This is a genomic window from Anaerovibrio slackiae (assembly GCF_009695585.1).
Taxonomy (GTDB): Bacteria; Bacillota; Negativicutes; order Selenomonadales; family Selenomonadaceae; genus Anaerovibrio; species Anaerovibrio slackiae.
Map to the genome: position 1 here is coordinate 131870 of NZ_VUNR01000005.1, position 18109 is coordinate 149978.

The 18109-nt window shown below is 45.9% G+C and carries 18 protein-coding genes; all 18 read left to right on the forward strand.

What is annotated here, in order from left to right; all coding sequences use genetic code 11:
- Window positions 1-144 precede the first annotated feature (144 nt).
- The 18 genes from FYJ84_RS04315 (at window position 145) to FYJ84_RS04395 (ending at window position 17648) form a co-directional block, all read left to right on the forward strand.
- On the forward strand, window positions 145-720 hold the full coding sequence (locus FYJ84_RS04315) for a hypothetical protein (protein WP_154406367.1): 576 nt from the start codon (window positions 145-147) through the stop codon (window positions 718-720).
- A gap of 77 nt (window positions 721-797) precedes the next feature.
- The gene (locus tag FYJ84_RS04320) at window positions 798-1328 is read left to right on the forward strand and encodes a hypothetical protein (RefSeq protein WP_154406368.1); all 531 of its coding nucleotides are present in this window, start codon (window positions 798-800) and stop codon (window positions 1326-1328) included.
- A 254-nt stretch (window positions 1329-1582) separates the two neighbouring features.
- A complete protein-coding gene (locus FYJ84_RS04325) occupies window positions 1583-1978 on the forward strand; it encodes a hypothetical protein (RefSeq protein ID WP_154406369.1) in 396 nt (131 codons plus the stop codon).
- 128 nt (window positions 1979-2106) lie between these two features.
- Window positions 2107-2766, forward strand: a complete 660-nt coding sequence (locus FYJ84_RS04330) for a hypothetical protein (RefSeq protein WP_235901342.1) — start codon at window positions 2107-2109, stop codon at window positions 2764-2766.
- Window positions 2767-3200: 434 nt separating this feature from the next.
- Window positions 3201-3332 carry a hypothetical protein gene (locus FYJ84_RS14790; RefSeq protein WP_268878685.1) on the forward strand — a complete coding sequence of 44 codons (132 nt, stop codon included), beginning with the start codon at window positions 3201-3203 and terminating at the stop codon, window positions 3330-3332.
- A 14-nt stretch (window positions 3333-3346) separates the two neighbouring features.
- Window positions 3347-3712 carry a hypothetical protein gene (locus tag FYJ84_RS04335; RefSeq protein ID WP_154406370.1) on the forward strand — a complete coding sequence of 122 codons (366 nt, stop codon included), beginning with the start codon at window positions 3347-3349 and terminating at the stop codon, window positions 3710-3712.
- 435 nt (window positions 3713-4147) lie between these two features.
- Window positions 4148-4390 (forward strand): hypothetical protein, encoded by a 243-nt coding sequence (locus tag FYJ84_RS04345; RefSeq protein WP_154406372.1) that lies wholly within the window; start codon window positions 4148-4150, stop codon window positions 4388-4390.
- Between the two features lie 141 nt (window positions 4391-4531).
- Window positions 4532-6214 carry a hypothetical protein gene (locus tag FYJ84_RS04350; RefSeq protein WP_154406373.1) on the forward strand — a complete coding sequence of 561 codons (1683 nt, stop codon included), beginning with the start codon at window positions 4532-4534 and terminating at the stop codon, window positions 6212-6214.
- Window positions 6215-6223: 9 nt separating this feature from the next.
- The gene (locus tag FYJ84_RS04355; protein ID WP_154406374.1) at window positions 6224-7063 is read left to right on the forward strand and encodes a hypothetical protein; all 840 of its coding nucleotides are present in this window, start codon (window positions 6224-6226) and stop codon (window positions 7061-7063) included.
- A gap of 12 nt (window positions 7064-7075) precedes the next feature.
- A complete protein-coding gene (locus FYJ84_RS04360) occupies window positions 7076-10072 on the forward strand; it encodes a phage tail tape measure protein (RefSeq protein ID WP_154406375.1) in 2997 nt (998 codons plus the stop codon).
- 402 nt (window positions 10073-10474) lie between these two features.
- Window positions 10475-14068: a BAR domain-containing protein gene (locus FYJ84_RS04365; protein WP_154406376.1), complete on the forward strand. Its 3594-nt coding sequence runs from the start codon at window positions 10475-10477 to the stop codon at window positions 14066-14068.
- 138 nt (window positions 14069-14206) lie between these two features.
- Window positions 14207-14596: a hypothetical protein gene (locus FYJ84_RS04370; protein ID WP_154406377.1), complete on the forward strand. Its 390-nt coding sequence runs from the start codon at window positions 14207-14209 to the stop codon at window positions 14594-14596.
- Between the two features lie 804 nt (window positions 14597-15400).
- Window positions 15401-15559 carry a hypothetical protein gene (locus tag FYJ84_RS04375; protein WP_154406378.1) on the forward strand — a complete coding sequence of 53 codons (159 nt, stop codon included), beginning with the start codon at window positions 15401-15403 and terminating at the stop codon, window positions 15557-15559.
- A 424-nt stretch (window positions 15560-15983) separates the two neighbouring features.
- The gene (locus FYJ84_RS04380; protein ID WP_205764095.1) at window positions 15984-16259 is read left to right on the forward strand and encodes a hypothetical protein; all 276 of its coding nucleotides are present in this window, start codon (window positions 15984-15986) and stop codon (window positions 16257-16259) included.
- Window positions 16259-16495, forward strand: coding sequence for a DUF2163 domain-containing protein (locus FYJ84_RS14620; RefSeq protein WP_235901343.1), 237 nt, complete (start codon window positions 16259-16261; stop codon window positions 16493-16495). The genes FYJ84_RS04380 and FYJ84_RS14620 overlap by 1 nt, the downstream gene beginning before the upstream one ends.
- A gap of 411 nt (window positions 16496-16906) precedes the next feature.
- Complete coding sequence (locus FYJ84_RS14890; protein WP_328596328.1) at window positions 16907-17053, forward strand: phage BR0599 family protein; 147 nt, start codon at window positions 16907-16909, stop codon at window positions 17051-17053.
- Between the two features lie 4 nt (window positions 17054-17057).
- Window positions 17058-17231 carry a hypothetical protein gene (locus FYJ84_RS04390; RefSeq protein WP_154406380.1) on the forward strand — a complete coding sequence of 58 codons (174 nt, stop codon included), beginning with the start codon at window positions 17058-17060 and terminating at the stop codon, window positions 17229-17231.
- A 21-nt stretch (window positions 17232-17252) separates the two neighbouring features.
- Window positions 17253-17648, forward strand: a complete 396-nt coding sequence (locus tag FYJ84_RS04395; RefSeq protein WP_154406381.1) for a hypothetical protein — start codon at window positions 17253-17255, stop codon at window positions 17646-17648.
- Window positions 17649-18109 lie beyond the last annotated feature (461 nt).

An 18109-nucleotide genomic window follows, 5' to 3' on the forward strand; every position in this document is an offset into this window, starting at 1 on the left:
TGGCATCCTTGCTTGCAATATCAAGCAGATGGGCGGTGTCATGCGGTGGAAGCAACGTGATGACTACGACATAAAGGTTACTCTGTCAGACGAAGGCGTGTTCACAGAAGAAATAAAGGTTATGCTTAGAGGAGTTGAGATACGATGAGCAGTGTACTTGAATTTTACTCAGATAGACTTGAGCGATTACAGTGTGAGCGTGGCTTCATCGAGGAAGGGCTCATGCTGCGCAGAGGTAAAACTCAGAACCCATACACAATCTCTGACCACAAGAACGTCATTGTTCCTCTTGGGACGAAGATTGCAAATGGCGACCTCATAAAACGCATCGACCATGAGTTGCAAGACCAGTTTATCATCGTTGCAAAGCAGATTGGAGCTGACTGCGTATCCATGCAGGGCAAGCGTATCAATTCCTTTATTGATATTTACCAGATTAGCAACAAGCTGGATGACCATCATCGCAAGGTTGGCTTGAAGGAAGAGCTTGTTCTCAAGAATGTTCCTTCGTACTGCGAAGACCAATCAGCATACAATCAGTTCTATGATGCCGGTTATCTTCCAAAGGTTGTAAAGAAATTCTTTGTGCAGCCTGACGACAGAATAAAGGATATGCAGCGCATCAAGAGTGAAGATGGTGTATTCCAAATTGACGGTATCACCAAAGAAAAATACCGTGATGTTTGGGTAATACAGGTTTCGGAGGATGCCAGGAAATGAATGAGAGGCTTTAGAAAAGAATGGAGAGATGCCTTCGCAAGTTTGCCCGTGCAAAGAAGAAGGAATTTTACCATAAGATGAACAAGACCGCAAAGCAGTACAAGAAAGATCGTGGTGAAATTCATTTTGAATCAGAGGTTTCTTCCACTATGGGTAAGGCAAAGTTATCATTAGCTGCCTATGGTCAGAGAGTATGGACATTCGAGTATGGCAAGGGTAAAGGCACTGGCACATTCGAGAAAACGAATTATACTTTACCAACATCGTTCCATAAGACAAAAATATTCAGGCAATACACTGGTAATCCTGCGAGAAACCCAATGCGAAAAGTTTACCAGCTATATGCCAATAGGCCTTCTAAGCGTAAAAACAAAATCACTGTTAGACGCAAGAGGGGGGATGTTGTTCAGGAATACGAAATGAGCTATCCAAAGCTTATCAGTACACCGATTAAGAGCAATCGTGTAATGGATAAGAATGGGCTCATGAGGCTCATGACGAAGAAAGAACAACTTGCCGAAAGCAACATTGGCTGGAGACAGCAAATCATAGGATTGTTTACGATTTACTCTCGACCGGGTACTTACACCGACCTCGATGGTAAATAGCATACATCCGATGCTAAAGCTGTGTTCGACTTAGAAAAACCTAATAAGCATGGGGTACTAAAGAGGCCCAAGCTCTCTCATCCAGGTAGAGCCTATGTTACCAACTTGTTTGAATATGACTTTGTGCGAGAGAAGCCTCGGATATTCCCCGACAGGTCTAAAGCTCCTGATTGGACATTGCATGGCTTCTGCAAGCAAGCTAACGAGGAGATAAAGGAATACGCTGAAAACGTGTTTGAGGAATTAGGATTTAAATGAATGCATTTGAGTATGTAGACACACTTTGGTTCCTGTGTGCAGAAAATGAAGAACTAAGGGACCTGCTTAACATAAGCGAAGATGAGGATTACTCATTGAAGATAAGGCAAGAGGATGTATCAGCGGAGGGTTATGATGCAGACAAGCTTCCATTTATCGCAATGTATTTTTATGAAGCTTGGACGACTTATAATGACTTTGCTAATCTTGGCTACTTGTACATTGACATATATGCGCCGACACGCGAGGCTGTCCCTGCGATACGAAAGATAATCGTAGACACAATGCATGAGCATTTTAATGAGAGGGTTCGCAACGAAGGACAACAGCAAAGCGGTGTACATGCAGTGTATAAATACAGATTAGAATTTACTCCTCTGATTTCCACATAAGAAAGGATGATGTATATATGGCTAACGTAGCAAACATTTTGAACACCCCAGTATTGCTCCATGGTATCGGTAAGGGCGTACTCAAGACCGTATAGGGCAAGATTCTTGAGTTCACCACTGCTCAGTCCATGAAGCTGAATGTTACCACCTCCTCCGAGGATGTATACGGTGGTGACTCCCTGTTCCCTCTGTACACCTACCTGACTCAGAAGGAAGGCACCGTTGAGATTACCAACGCTGACTTCAAGCTTTCCCAGGTTGATATTGCACAGGGTACCAAGACCAGCACTACTGGCAACAAGCGCAACTACATGGTAAAGATTACCAAGGACAGCTCCAAGCTGACCGATGATTCCGTTCCTGTAACTGGTGTTGAGGTTATTGCGATGGTAGGTCCTGATGGTAAGAGCGTACCTGTAGCAACCGATGCTGGCGATGATGTTGTTGCAATTTCCGCTACCGGTGCGATTACCGTTGGCACTAACGTAACTCTGGATGAGGGCGAGTACAACGTATGGTTCCGTGCTGACAGCTCCGCATCCGTGGCAGCTGAGATGCTGAAGAACGCTATGCCAGAGGTATCCGAGTTCACTTGGATGTTCACCACCGAGGATGCAGATGGCAACAAGTATCAGATTGACATCTATGCCCGTCGTGTCCGTGCAAACGGTGAGCTGGCTATTGAGACCGCACGTGATTCCGCAAGCACTCCTACCTTGACTGTCAAGATTCTTGACCCAGGCGATGGCAGGGATGACTTTGCAACCATTACTATCACTAAGCTGTGAGAATGAAAGGGGAGGGCTGACTGCTCTCCCCGTTATTTTTTTATAGCTACTGTATTACAGCTATGAGTAATTATTATGGTGAACTATAACACAGGAGAAAGTTGCGCTGATGATGGAACAGGGTAAATCCATCCTATATTTACAGTTTCATGGAAGCTGTAGTCCACATGGGGGACTTAATGATACCCATGCCACAAGGCAGATACCGAGGCTGACAACCAGCATAAAACTCCTGTGAACATAAATAACCGAGCAGTAATTGCTGCTTTTTTATTGGAGGGATTTATATGAAGAAAATATTATTGATGGTAATAATGTTACTGAGCTTTAATGGCGTATGCAGTGCAAGCGATGGGAATAACATTGGCGTGGACAGGTTTGCCCACTTTGGCATTTAGTATGTCATTTGCGACCAGTTGCATCGCAATGCTGGCATGAATAAGTTCTGGGCTGGCGTGACCACGCTGGCTATCGGCGCAGCTAAGGAAGCCTTTGTGGATGACCACTGGGATGGCGGTGACTTTGCAGCTGATTGCGCCGGTACATTTCTTTGCGTAACATTTTAATCGGAGGGATTACTATGGAAACAAACACTATTTCTATGTATGAAACTGTTATTGACAGGAACAACAAGAAGCACAAGGTATTTTCCGTGCGCTTCAAGGACTTACAGATTGTAACCTCTTTTACAGAGAAATACAATCCTGACTTTTTGACCATGTACCTTCTGGCTCCTGTAAGCGAGGATGGCGAGGTAGTCAAGGATAAGGATGGTAACATTGACTATAACAACGGCTTCAAGGATGACCTGCTGGAGATTATTGAATGCGCCTTGGATTATCGCGAGAGCCGTGAGCAGATAGAGGAATGGTTGGACATGGCAATCGCTAAGGAGATTATCAATACTTTCCTTGGGCTTTCCCAGTTCAAAAAAAAAGCGATGTAAAGGAAAAGACTGAATGGAGAAACCTATTTGCCTCCATTGTCCAGAACACTAGCATGACAATGGAGGATATAGGCAATCTCCGAATCAATCAGATGGAAGATTTATTGGAAGGTATGAATGAGAATGCGGAAGCATTGGAACGCGAGATGAAGGGCGAGGTAAAGCCACTGGAAGGCGATGCTGCCATTAGAAAACTTATGGGAGGGATGTAATATGGCCACAGAAAACGATAAGCCAAAACTTGGATTGGATATATCCATAAGCACAACGAGCGCATTTAACTAGGTTAGGCATCTGAAAGAAGAAATCCAGAAGCTCAAGAATTTAGCCGATAAAGGAATTGACTTCTCCGTAAACATTGGCAGTGTTATTAAGCAGGCGAACAGCGCACTCAAAGAGGCACGTAAATCTATTGATGACATCAAGAAGTCAGCAATGGAGGGTGGCAAACTCAAGCTTGAACTTTCAGAGACTGATATAGCAAAGATTAACCAGGGCATGACTGAGTTGCAGACTGCCATGACCAAGGCATCTACGCTGGGTATGGAGGCGTGGGCTAGAGTTGACCGCGGTATAACTAGGGCTCGCAAGAACCAGAGTGAATTTATGAGGGAAAGCTATCACACGAATTTCCAGAATTTCGCCGGTCAATCTGAAGATCTCGTTCTGAAGACATAGAACGAAAATGTGAAGAATGCAATTGCCCATCAGATGAATAAGAAGTATTCTGAGTATGACTGGTCTGACCCGGCCAAGCTGGAAGAGGTGAGAAAAAAATTCTTTTAGCTTGTAGATTCATACAAAGATACTGCCGACCTCATGAATCCAGAGAGATTTGCAAGGTTTATTTCTGAGTATAGAGCTATAGTAGACCACGCACCTGCATCCGCGGATATAGGAGACTCCCTTAGAATATTAAAGGAGCGCAACATGGATAAAGTGTTCCAAAAGTATTTCAAAGATACTCATATTGCAGGGATGGAAAACATTTTCAAACAGGTTGCTACGCTTGACGATAAGAACTTTGAGTCTATTAAACCGACAATAAAAGAGGCAATAGGTAATATACGTGAAGCAGGGGGTAACAGCTCTTTGTTCGCTCCACTGGCAAAGCAATACAAGGATAATCCTAGAATGCTTGATCTTTTACCAATCTATCCTAATAAAATTATTGACTGGGACAAGATGTTATATGGCGAGGGCGCAACTAAGACCTCAGTAAATCTCGATGCACTGCATAAGGTAAGCGAGGCTTTGCGCCAGGCTATTATGGAAGTCGTTAAAAGCGTAGAGCAGATAAAGAACGCTGCTGCTACGACTGCTGTTTCAATGAATACGATAGCACCTTCATCGGCTTCTCCTGTACCGCCTGAGAAGAGCAATCTTGTAGTGCAGGTGAAGCAGGAGAACGATGAAATCCAGAAAGCCCTGAAGCAGCGTGAAGCTCTCTTGAAGCAGCTTAACGATATGAATAACCTTGTAGCTAAAAGGCCATACGAGCATCGCCTGGAAAAATTGGATAAACTGAATGCAACCCTGTCAACTAATGGCTATGGCATACAGCTTCCAAGGTTCTATGCAAAAAGCGGTGACAAGGAAGCTACAAATGCAGCTTATGACAATTATCTCCGCGAGGCATCCGGTTACAATTCCATGCGCAAAGAGCTTACTTCCATGATGGAACGTGGTATCACGCCTACCAAGGAGCATTGGAATGAAATCAGGAATAACTATTTGTCCATGCTTGACTCCCTGAGGGAAAAGCGTTACAAGATTTCTCCGGTATCAGATGATTTTACTGGCGGAACCTATGAAAAGTTCCTTGCAAAAATGAGGGAGTTCCAGCAGACCGCAAAAGCAAATGGTATCGTACCTGTTACCGCTGATGCCCGTCAGGTCAACGAGAAAATTGCTGAGTTACGTAAAGCCTTGGCATCCCTGGAAGCATTTAGCATTAGGATTACAGCGAACACTGAGCCTATCATTAAGGCAGTTGACTCCGTGATTGCCAGATTGCAGTCTATGAAGGACGTGGCTATCACCGTAAATGCGAACACAAAGCCGTTCATAGAGGCGATAGATGCTTGCATGGCAAAGTGCAAAGAGCTCAAGCCAAATATAGAGTTCGATGCAGCAAAACTTAACACAGAGCTTGCAAAGATAAAAACTGTTCTCCCTATTGCTATTGACTTTGAGAAATATCGTGAGGAGCTTCAGAAAATCCAGAAGTACACCAATAGCTTACCACATATGATACTCAAGGCTGGACTTGACACAAGCGAGTTCATTAAATCCGTTGAGGCTGCTAAAATTAAAGCCAAAGAAATAAAGGATATTCGTTTGAATATTGATGCGAGCGGTGTTGAACCTGGCTATAACAAGTTCAAGGATTTCGTTGATTATGCATACAGGCACAATCCTATTGCAATTGGTGTTACAGTGAATGAAACTAGTCTCAGTGTTATTGACTTGTTGCTCAATAGGGTCCAGGCATTACAGTAGGCATCTAGGTTGCAGATTGATTTTAAGAAACTCTATGATGATATAAAGGTTCTTGAGCAGAACTGTCCTACCATTAAATTGCCTATCTCAATTGATAAAAATATGTTCAAGGAGCAGGTGGGTAAAATCGCTTCTCCAAAGATTTCCACTCAGCTCAAGATTGAACGACAGAAATTCCGTGATGAAATCAAAGATGTTGGCGAGAAACTTCCTAAGATAAAGGTGGGTATCGGAGTTGATGCAAAGGGGTTCCATGACGAAGTTAAGAACGTTGGCTCACAGCTTCCTACGGTAAAGGTTCCTGTTACAGTTGACTCGAAGTTCTTTAAGGACGAAACCGCACGCATACAGGAAATACTTGATACCATAAAACCCGTATCCATAAAGGTCAATGCTGACACACAGCAGTTCATTTCTACTATAAAGGAGTGCGTTGATGAGCTCCACAAGCTCAAGGACATAACCGTTACAGTAAAAGGTAAGAAGCCTAAAGAAAAAACAGCTGCTGTTACAGAGGATACTCCAAAGAAGGCTAAGGGGAAAGCCAAGAAGGAGATGGACTACGATGAGCTCCTTACTATGCTCAAGATAAATCAGTTTTCTGATGGTATATCGCAGAGTAAATCCACTGTAGGCGCAAGGCTCAAGAGCGTAAGGAACCTCCAGAGTGCAGCGATGCAAGGCGGATGGCAACCGAGCGCCGAGGATTTGGCATGGCTGGCAAATGAGCGCAATGCACTTGAACGGAAAAACGAAGCGGTCAAGCTGAACAGTACCAGACCTGGGACAAACCTTATTGACGAGTATATTCGCTTGAGAGAACAGGAGTCTAAAAGATTCTCTGAATAGCTCCGCAATCAGATGAACGAGCGTGTTAAGCAGGAAAACAAGATTACTGATGAGGAACTTGCTGCAACCAAAAGACAGCTTCGTAGAAATCTCAAGGAATGGCAAAAGAATAATACTGCAATTGCGAAGGCAAAAGAAGAAGCTCGTAAGAGAGAGTTAGCCAAGGAAGCTCAGGCTGCCAAAGAGCAGAAGGAATACAGCGACCGCACGGCAAAACTTCTTGTTCAGGAAAGATTCGCTCAAACAAAGGAACAGGAAAAGGCAGAGGAAAAAGCTCGCAAGCGTAGATTAGCTCAGGAAGCTCAGGCTACCAAAGAGCAGAAGGAGTACAGTGACCGCACGGCAAAGCTTATGACCCAGGAAACCAATAGGCTCCAGGCATTGAAGGATAAACTTGCAAAGCTTCAGAATGACATTACCATCTCCCAGCTTTCCGGCAAGAAGATTGCCATGGATTCCTGGCTGAGGAAGAGTGACAGGGAGGCCGAGCTTATCAATAGCATCATGTCCATGGGTGGCACGGCAAGCGCGAAGTACAATGGCATCGCAGGATTCAAGGAATACGTTAAGCCTTGGAACCAGCAGGATAAACTCAAGACTGACAATAAGGAATTGAAGGAAGCCCTTAAAACATACGAGCGTATCGAAGCCATCCTTGTACGCATCAGGAAAACAGGAATTATCCCTGATAATATCGACAAGTTGAAGCAGAAAGAATTGGAAGCAAGGTCAATCATTCAGAAGAGCTTTGGCGGAGCACTTGGTTCTCCTGCACAGCAAGCTGCCTTCAATGCAAATTATCCGCAGGTATTGACACAGCAGAATATCGATGCTGCAAAGTCCGGCGCTGAGATAAGCAAGAGGCTCAAGGGTGAAATGCGGAGTGCCATGAGCGAGTTCAAGAGCCTCATAAAAGAGGTAAGGCGCGATGCGATAAATGGCACTGGTCGCTCTGAATACTACTTGGCAAACCGCAGTAGCAGGATTGCTGAGATACTCCAGGGAGTTGATAAGAATACCAGGAACGCTCTTTTGATGAGGTATGAGAATGATATTCATAGGGCATACGCAAACCCTGCTGACATTAACGCCAAGGCAATAGCCGAGGTAGAAAAGAGACTTGCAGAGCGTTGGCAGAAGTTTGATATGCTTGACAACGTCACTCCAAAGGCATATACAAATATGTATCAGTATCTCGTGAGAGCCGTAGAAAAAATTGGCTCCATGGGCGGCATGTACGATGGTCGCGTGCTGACCAAGACTCCGGAGGAGTACAAGGCAAGCTATGTGAGACCTTCGACTGGTATAGATGAAGCTGCACGGAAGCAGCAGAATTTAAATGCTATTCAGGAAAGATACAACGCTGAACTTGAGAAGCAGAATGCCCTGATGACCTACGGCACACTTCTTTCCCAGAAGCAGATTGATACTGCAATCAGGAAACTCGAAGCATTGCGCAAGAAATACGAGGAACTGGGCGGTGAGCGTAGCAAGCTTCAGCTGTCTGACATTGAAGCTGCTGGAACTACTGCTCGCGATGTGAACTCTGCAATCGTTGACCGCAATGTGAAAGCATGGAGCACGGATAATGTGGCAACCGTGTCCCAGGGCTTATCGCATCTCAGCGGAATGCAACAGGCCCAGTACAATGCATGGCTCCAGGACCCAAGCAAGAATAACCTGAAGAACCTTACGCTTACCACAGCAGAGATGAGGAAGCTTAACAGGGAGGCCCAGCGTTATCAGCGTGTTGTCAACGACACCAATAAGACGATGGAAAGCCTTAATAATAAGATTCACAATCATCTTTCCTGGATGACAAGCGGACTGTTCATTGGAACTATCTTTGCTATTCCTGCTGAGGTAATGAATCAGTGGAAAGAACTGGAGTATAGCCTCGCTGGTATCAGGCAGGTTATCACGGAAATCGAAAAGAACGAGGGAGGCAATGCGTTTAAAGAAGCATTTGATCTTATGGAGATTGCCAAAAAGAACGGCGTTGGCGTTGAGGAGACCATGGATGCAGCCAAGTCTATCGGTCGTATGTATGGCAAGAACCCTATCGACTCAAACGGTGTCGAAGAAAAGGGCGTTGGTATTCGCAATACAAACCTGATTACTTCACAGGCAGCGAAGATGGCAGTAGCCGATGCCTTCGATATGGAGAATGCATTCAAGGGATTGGAGGCAGCATTATCCCAGTGGAACTTGCAGACAGAGGACACAAACCAGCTTCTCATCAATACCAATCGTATACTGGAAGCATGGACTATCACAGCTCATGCCGGTGCTGCATCGGCTCAGGACATTGGGCAGGCAATTGAAATTGCTGGTACTGCCGCTGCAAATGCAGGCGTGTCATTCGAGTTCTTCAATGCCCTTGTTGCTACAGGTGTACGGCAGACTGCACGAAGCGGTAATGAAATCGGTCAGGCAATCAAGTCCATGATGGTTTCCATGCAGTCAAATAAATCCCTGAAAGCCTTGAAGGAATGGGGAATAGAGTTGTATAATGTAAGCGAGGATGGCACGAAATCCATGCGCTCCATGGAGGACATTATTCTCGATGTATCCCTGCTCATGAACAATACGGCAAAAGATACCAGAGGACTGCTGACTACGCTGTCTGGTGGTAAATACCAGTATTCAAAAGTATCAGCAATGCTGGGCAATTATAAAGAATTGCTCCGCATGATGAAACTCATTAACAACCCTAATGATAATCTCATGGAAGGCAAGCCTGGCTTATTCATCGACCAGCAGGTTGAAGTGCAGATGGACACCTTACAGAGAAAAATCAATTCCATCAAAGCGGATGCACAAAACATCATATTTGACATTGGTGTAAACGCAGGTGGCTTGGATGCCCTCAAGTGGCTCGCTGACAAGATAGATGACATCATTGTAGGTACACAGAAAATAGGGGATAAATGGGGAGAGACCGGTACTAAGATAGCTGGGGTAACAGTAGCAGTCTTGGCTTTCTATAAGGCTGTTGAAAAAATATAGGTAGCCATGAAGACATACGAGATGTACAAGGCTGCCTACAATGCTACTGGCAACACGTAGTTTTTCCAGTCACTTCTTGACAATAGAAAGAAGGAAATAGAGCTCAAGGCTTCTCAGAAAGTGGCGAGTGCCATGAGCGACAATGCTATTGTAGGTGGGAGAGCCGCTAGTACCGAAGCTAATACAATAGCAACCAATGCTAATACAGCTGCGAGAACTGCTAATACCGCAAGCAATACTGCGAACACGGCAGCTACAGCGGAAAATACCGTGGCCAGCGCAGCGAATACAGCTAGGAGGGCAGCGAACACAGCTGCTACCGAAGCTAATACTGTAGCAACAGTTGCTAATGTCACGGCTCAAAGGTCTGCCGCTGGTGCAGCAACGGGAGCAGCCACTTCAATGGGTGTAATGGCTACCGCTGGCATGACTGCTCGTGCTGGCCTTGCTGCCCTGGGCGGCCCGCTTGGTGTTGCAATTACAGCTTTGACAATCCTTATTCCTCTTGGAATAGAATATGCATCAACTCTGGGCGAAGAAGCAAACGCTGCAAAGAAAGCTGCGGATGCACTTGCCGAGAAGAATAATGCAGTAGACCAGGAAATTTCCAAGGCTAACCAGCGTGAGCACGCAGCTATAAGCCTGGCAAACGCTTACAATAATCTAAGTGTGCAGATAGCTAATGGCACCCTGCGCACCGAGGAGGCTCAGAAGGCCGAAGCAGAAATGGCTGACCTCAAGCATACGCTGATTGGTATAGTTGGTCAGGAAGCAGTGGCAATAGACGAAAACGGCAGGATTAACATTGACACCATCAAGCGAATGAGTAAAGCTGAGAAACAGGCAGCTATTGATAAGCTCAGGGCTGACCGTGATAAGCTTGAGTCAGAAAAGGCTGAGACTCAGAATACTATTGAGCTGACAAAACAGCGCATTGAAGCTATCAAATCTGAGATTGAAGCCATGAGGGAGCGTGCTGGTGCCAGCAGTACATGGGATAAGATAGCTGCCTCCGTATACCGTGGAGCAGCTTGGTTTGCACATGCTACAGGTCAGACCACGGACGAAGAGTATGAAACCAATTTGGAAAAAGCAAACCTCCGTGAACAGGGCGTTCCCGCCGAAAAACTCGCTGAACTTGATATGGCAACCAAAAGGGTATCTGAGTTACAAGGTAATCTTGATAAGCTTAACCCAAACATTGATACTCTGAATAATGCAATAGGAAACCTTACATCCCTTGCAGAAGAGGGAAGTCAGACGTACAACCATGGCGAAATAGAAGAGCCGGAGGAAAAAGCCTCCGCTGGTAAATCCGCTGGCTCAGACTCTCGCCAGAACAACATGCAGGACCCTCGCATCCTTGCGCATGTCAGTCGTATTGATGAAATCGCAAGCAATACCAGCAACCAGGTATCTCTGCTTAATGACATTAAGTCCCAGCAGGGTAACTCCAAGGAGCTTTCCATACAGACCTTCGATACATACCAGAGGGGCATCGACGAGCTCAAGGCTGAACGCCAGAGGCTCAACGATTACCTGTATACCAAGAACGTAAATGCGTTCAATGGTCAGTTCTCTGTAACCATTAGCGATACCGCTGCATCCGATGCGGTGGTCGAGGCTGCCATGCCGTATCTTGAGAAGACCATGGAAAATGGTACCGAGGGCTGTGTCGAGGCTGTTACCAAGATTGGCGAAAAAACCAGCAGCTTCCTTGCGCAAGAACTCAAGAACGGTGTAGTCCGTGTGCCTGTTCTTGTATCCGATGCTGAGAACGCTGGCATACCTGTAGTTCCTTACGATGCCAATAATGTAGGTGCCGGGGATGTTATCGTGTACGACAATAATGACCATGTGGTTATGGCTGATGGCAAGGGAGGGTATGTAGGCAATAGCTCCGGACTGAATCGTGTTGTACATAGACCTGACTACACAGCTATGGGCGGTCAGGTTCCTACCCAGATTATCAAGACTGGCACCATTGCTGGCGAAAGAAAAGTCCAGTGGAGCGACAGTCTTGCCAATTATGCAATTGATAATGATGGAACCATGCTTGATGCTGGTACCTGGGATAAGGCAGGGCTCTCTGGGCAAATTAAACTCATTGAGCAGGCATTGCAGGTCAAGGGCCAGGAGAATAACGAGTTCCTCATGCAGTTCTCCAAGGTGCTACTTGTCGACCTCAAGGCTCTCAATGATGCCGATGCTAAAACCAGAAGCCTTATTACCCAACAGGCTAATCAGTGGTTCACCGACATGAACGCTGAGGTATCACAGGCAGGAACCACGGCATCCCAGAAGGGGAACCGTGAGCTGTTCATGCTTGGCTCAGGAGCTACCGAATATGACAAGGCTCGCATCGAGCTCCAGAAGAACACGGCTGAACTCAGTGCTATGAGTGAAATCGTGGAACGTAAGCAGACACAGGATCTGAAGAATACCGTTGCTGGCAAAGCGTTCCTTGACAGCTACCTGCAGAAGCAGATGACTCAGCGCGACCTCCAGTTTAAAACCGTTGTGGCCATGTATAACGATGCAAAAGCAACCACTGACCATAATGTCAAGATGCGTGATTATGGGAACAATAATACCGATGACCGCATGGGTGTCAAGCGAGCCACGGATACCCTGGCAGATGCGATGGTACAGGTTGAGCTTCAGCGGAAACAGTTGGAGCTTGCGAGAGATACGGACGAAAAGAATTACCAGGAAATCCGCAAGATGGAAGAGTCTTACAAGGATGCCCTGGAAGCACTTCGTACCGCACAGAGACAGTACAACCAGCAGGTGCTCGATGGATTCGAGCAGATAGCCGAGGACTTCATGTTCAACGGCAAGTCCTTCAGGGATATTATTGATAATCTCTGGCAGGACCTGGGCAAGGATGCATTGAGGGCATTGTTCGGGCAGGATATTAGCGGTAATCATTCCTTCCTTGCAACCCTGCTTGGTATTGGAAAGCCTGATGAGGAAATGGCGAAGGCACAGGCACAGGAGGAGCTCAAGAATGTTCCGCTTATCAATAACACCAGTGCTACTGACAGGAACACCTTGGCAGTAAACCAGCTTACTCAGGCTATGCTTGGTCAGGCACTTACCCCGTTGGCTACTTCCAAGTATACGTTTGATGCTACACGAAATGCGTATGAATCCGCGAGACCATTCAGCTTGCAGGAGAACGCATGGAACAATGCGGTAGCAACGACAGGCTTTGGCTCACAGCCTACCTACGATTTCGAGGCTGACATGAAGCAGTGGAAGCAGAGCAACGATTACCTGAACCGCACGATGGCACAGTCGAATCGCTTGAACGCCACCGGGAACACCGAACAGAAGAAGAGCAATGATGCTCTTGGCAAGAACACCAATGCTAATCTTCAGGTGGCAACCGGGCTCATGGGCATCGGCAATGCCTTTGCAAACGGTGACTGGCTGGGCGGTCTCCTTGGCATAGCTCAGGTGGGCATGGGCTTCGGTTGGTTCAAGGCTGACGGTGGCAAGTTTGCTGACGGTGGTGCACCAGCTGGCAAGGTCACCGGTGCTGGCACTGGTCGCAGTGATAGCATCCTTGCTTATCTTGCCAACAAGAACAAGTTCGTATGGCTGTCCAATGGCGAATATGTCATCAACGAGAAATCAGCGAAGGCACTTGGATACGATACTCTCGATGCCCTCAATGGATATGCCACTGGAGGCAGTCTGGATTCATCGCCTGTCAATCCAACACCGTACATTCCTACGATTAATCCGCAGGTAGCCAAGAAGGCTACAAGGATTTCCGGGAACAGTGCCACGGAAGCCCTGCTGAGAAAGCAGAATAAATACATGGCCGAGCAGAACTCCATGCTCAGGAACATGGGCGAGTCCGGGAACGGTCAGGTGGTTGTACTGAATACCCAGGCATCCAGTGCAGATGTTATGAAAGCACTTCAGGAAAATCCTAGAGCTGTTCAGGCTATCCTTGGTCGACAGCAGAGAATGGGCTTTAGATAAGGTTTTCAGAGTATATAATGTCGCTCTAGGTATAAACTATAGGGCGACATGATTATACCCTGAAAAATGGGGCATAATGGGTACTTTTGGGTACCCAGAATTGATTGTAGATGGTATAATGATACCGAGGTGATAGCGATGGAACCAAACGATATTAAAATGATCAATGCCATGGTGGAGGCACTCAAAGATCAGGTCGATGCATTTATGTTTAAACACAATCACGAATCGTTATTTGAAGATGAAGACGATAAGACCGATGCTGATTTCTTGAGGCACATGAATCAACCGCCGACAGGGGGTGGCAAGAAAAAGAAGAAGCCCCAAGAAGTCCATTCAGACCGATATTATTCCCGTGAGCCTGATGTGGTGGGCATAGGTGACAGTATTACCTTCATGAAGGATGGGCTCGTGCGCACCAAGGTTCTTGATGAAGACGAGAACTATCCAAGCTATCTCAAGAAGCTCCTCGGACACAGGCTGAACGAAGTTGTCGATGGAATGAAAATAATTTCTATAGAAAAATAATGAAATTCCCTTGAAGCCGTACATAGCGTATGGTATAATATACTCGAAGGTCGAATGGAATATTTTTGAGCTTCAAATGTATTATATGTAGAACCCCTTTTTTCTCTTTCTTTGCTAAAGGAGATAGGGTGTAGCGTGGTCAAAGAGGACACCATGGCAACATGGTAGCATCGCATAAGGATGTGACTCCTGCGTGCTCACTGGATGGCAACGTTAATTCCTAATCTCGCCCATGAAGTACAGTGCAGCTTATGCTGTGAGATAGTAGTGGGAACCTGGCTTACCTTTCTCTAAAAAAGAGAAAGAAAGTAACGCCAGGGGAGAACTCTGCCCATGAGGGGGTTTGGGGGAGTAACCATGGATTTCAATGATAAACACAGTTGTCCTAAGATACTACATAGTATCCTTGGTATATCATAGTTATACATAGTATATCAGTATATCATGGATTACATGTATACCATAGGATAACATAGTTCTCCTTGGAACTCTATATCGTTTATACATAGAAATTCAAGGTATTCTATAGAGTTCTATAGATATTCATGTATACCATGGATAAATATATATTCTATAGAATAAACCTTCCTTCGGAAGGTTAATCCACTGACGTGGATTGACGTATAACAAGGCAAGGTATCTTGCATGGTATTCACTTAGATATTCCATGGAATACTAAGTACCATAGAATCCATGTACCATAGATACCATAGTTATACATAGATACCATAGTATAACATATATATCATAGTAATCAACAAGACAAGTGATACCCTCGCTTGTCTTATTTTATTGGAGGAAAATATGCAGTACGAAGAATACATAGGCTTGCCATACAAGTTCAATGGCTCAGATGAGAATGGCGTGGACTGCCTTGGGCTCGTAAAGATGTTCTATCGTAAGCATGGTTGGATTGATATTGACGATGGCTTACCGATAGACAAGGACACATGGATGAAATAGGCTCCCCGGCGCATCATGCGCTTCTTTGGCAAGCACTTTGACAAGACAAGGGAGCCGAAGGACATGCGACCGTCAGCAGTATGCATCATGCTCATCAATGGAGAAATCCATTTTGGCATCTATCTTGGCTATGGTCGCATGTTATAGACACAGCTCACGACTGAGGGCTATGAGGACAGTTATACCACGATATACAGAAGGGACTTCTGGGAACCGTGGTTCAAGATTGCATTCAATAGAAGGGAGTGTGATTCTCATGGTACAGACTAAGAAACGCCGTGGTGGCTGCAAGTGATTCGGGGGAGCTTCCATGCTCCCTCAGTAAGGAGGCATGAAAAATATGGAAACACTAAAGTTAATCCCAAGAGGTGATGTGACCAAGGCATACGACTATGGGAACAATGTTGTATAGTTTGAGAATGGCTTGCAACAGGTTCAGAGGAAATATGTGACTCCTCGCCTTACCTTGTCCATCCACGTCGAGGGTGACAAAGATATGAAGGAATACCTGGAGGAATTCATCAATGCCAGGCATGGCAACTATGAAGCTTTCTATTGGACATACGAAGGGCACACCGATGTTTACCGTTTTGGCGAGAGTTCCATACAGTTCACGGAAATACGTGGCTACGAGGGCGAGGGGACTGTGGGCTACAAGGCTGACATAAGCCTCCAGAGATGCAAGGAGCGTGAGTATTAATGGTACAGCTACCGGTATGCATGAATGAAATGAAGGACAAGGGCAATACCTTTTTTATTGAATTGTATACAATTGCACTTCGCACTGGTACAATTCATCTCGCTGCTTGCGATGAGGACATCGTATTCGATGGAGTGCGTTATATCGCAGTTCCTATCCAGCGAGAGTCCGTGACACGCTCCATGGACAACATTACAGACAGCTGCCAGCTCACGATAAGCGATGTTGACTATTAGCTCCTCGCTTATGTGGTGAATGGCTTTGACTTCCGCGGTGCCATGGCTACCGTGGTACGCATACAGTATCCTGAGAGCCTCAATGACCCGAAGATATATGAATGGATATACGCTGGGACAATTGACGAGCCATCATTTGCCGAGGGAACCTTCAGCTGTAAATTGCAGACCGTGTTCCCACAGGTGCAGTGTCCTAACCGTGGATACCAATTGGCTTGCAATAGCGAGTTCGGTGATGCCGAGTGTGGTTACAGACCAGCAACTGTGTCCGCTGTGGTCACGGGTGTCAATGGAAACATATTGTATGTGAACATGAATTTCAATAGCAACTATTGGAAGAACGGAGTAATCACGATTGCGGGGGAGTCCAGGATAATCGAAACGAATGCAGGGAACTCCCTTTAGATAAACGTGAATTTTCTTCAGGATAACATTGTAGGCAAGGTTGCAACGCTAAAACAGGGATGCGATAAATCCCATGAGCGTTGCGCATATTATGGGAACACCATTCATTACGGTGGCTTCCCTGCGATACCGTTTGAATCAGTATGGAGGTGATTGGATGCAAGGATATAACGTATTAAGCGATGAGAAGCATCGTGAAGTAATGTTTAACTTTGACCTCCAGTTGTTCGGCGGTGGAGGCGGAGGCAAGGGCGGAGGAAAACTCTTTGGTGTACTTGCTTTCGCTGCACTTGGATGGTTTTGCCCGGCAGCATTTGGGTTTGCTGCGTAGGCTCACTTTGGCGCAGCAGTCATGGGCGCAGCATTGTTTTCCAGCGTATGGACTGCAACCCATCGCCAGGACAGCTATAACTATGACGGCGCATCTGACATACAGAGGTTCGAGCGTTCCCAGGAAACCATGACCTCCGACGGAGACCTGCCTGTTGTCTACGGTCGCCGACAGATTTCAGGCAACCAGACATATCACAAGACCAATTCTGATTCTACGACCTTATGGAAGCACGTTGTATTGTGCGAGGGTGGAATTGAGGGTATCGAGTCCGTGACAGCAAATGACCTGCTGATACCTACGGGCTCCCAGACTGGCAACACTGTATTCACCATTCAGAACGTGAAGTACCCTGATGCGTGGGTAAAAAAGGAAGGGCATACGCTTACCCTGTATGCTAATGGAAATACCAAGTAGATTTACCTGTGCACCAAGGACGACTTGCAGAATCCAAATGCAAGTTTTTGGGAATATCAGGTATCTATGGGCTCGCTGATTTCCTATATCAACCGCATGGGCGAAGGCTGGCAAGCGTTTCCTATATAGAGTACCAATAAATATCCTGGGGAATTATGGGATGCATGGGGAGAGCAGGATGGTTAGTATGGATATGCGTGGTGGTTTTGGGTAGGGCCCAACGGCATACAAGTTAACAATGACCCAATCCTAAATGGTTTAAACTACCAACAGATTATGACGCTGATGAAGCTGGGGACTGGGCACACAATGGAAGCAAATGGCTGGATATATCGTTGTGTTGGCCAGGAGATAATAAAGGTCCTTACAGGGTATAAGAAAGGCTATGCTTATGTAAATGGTAAATATCAACGAGTAGATATTCCTATATACAAAGACAGGCTTGTAAATAAAATCTATCG

Bases quoted from the DNA above. Each gene is read 5' to 3' on its own strand.
- FYJ84_RS04315 (WP_154406367.1), top strand. From the start codon at position 145: ATGAGCAGTGTACTTGAATTTTACTCAGATAGACTTGAGCGATTACAG.
- FYJ84_RS04320 (WP_154406368.1), top strand. From the start codon at position 798: ATGAACAAGACCGCAAAGCAGTACAAGAAAGATCGTGGTGAAATTCAT.
- FYJ84_RS04325 (WP_154406369.1), top strand. From the start codon at position 1,583: ATGAATGCATTTGAGTATGTAGACACACTTTGGTTCCTGTGTGCAGAA.
- FYJ84_RS04330 (WP_235901342.1), top strand. From the start codon at position 2,107: ATGAAGCTGAATGTTACCACCTCCTCCGAGGATGTATACGGTGGTGAC.
- FYJ84_RS14790 (WP_268878685.1), top strand. From the start codon at position 3,201: ATGAATAAGTTCTGGGCTGGCGTGACCACGCTGGCTATCGGCGCAGCT.
- FYJ84_RS04335 (WP_154406370.1), top strand. From the start codon at position 3,347: ATGGAAACAAACACTATTTCTATGTATGAAACTGTTATTGACAGGAAC.
- FYJ84_RS04345 (WP_154406372.1), top strand. From the start codon at position 4,148: ATGGAGGGTGGCAAACTCAAGCTTGAACTTTCAGAGACTGATATAGCA.
- FYJ84_RS04350 (WP_154406373.1), top strand. From the start codon at position 4,532: ATGAATCCAGAGAGATTTGCAAGGTTTATTTCTGAGTATAGAGCTATA.
- FYJ84_RS04360 (WP_154406375.1), top strand. From the start codon at position 7,076: ATGAACGAGCGTGTTAAGCAGGAAAACAAGATTACTGATGAGGAACTT.
- FYJ84_RS04365 (WP_154406376.1), top strand. From the start codon at position 10,475: ATGGGTGTAATGGCTACCGCTGGCATGACTGCTCGTGCTGGCCTTGCT.
- FYJ84_RS04370 (WP_154406377.1), top strand. From the start codon at position 14,207: ATGGAACCAAACGATATTAAAATGATCAATGCCATGGTGGAGGCACTC.
- FYJ84_RS04375 (WP_154406378.1), top strand. From the start codon at position 15,401: ATGCAGTACGAAGAATACATAGGCTTGCCATACAAGTTCAATGGCTCA.
- FYJ84_RS14620 (WP_235901343.1), top strand. From the start codon at position 16,259: ATGGTACAGCTACCGGTATGCATGAATGAAATGAAGGACAAGGGCAAT.
- FYJ84_RS04390 (WP_154406380.1), top strand. From the start codon at position 17,058: ATGCAAGGATATAACGTATTAAGCGATGAGAAGCATCGTGAAGTAATG.
- FYJ84_RS04395 (WP_154406381.1), top strand. From the start codon at position 17,253: ATGGGCGCAGCATTGTTTTCCAGCGTATGGACTGCAACCCATCGCCAG.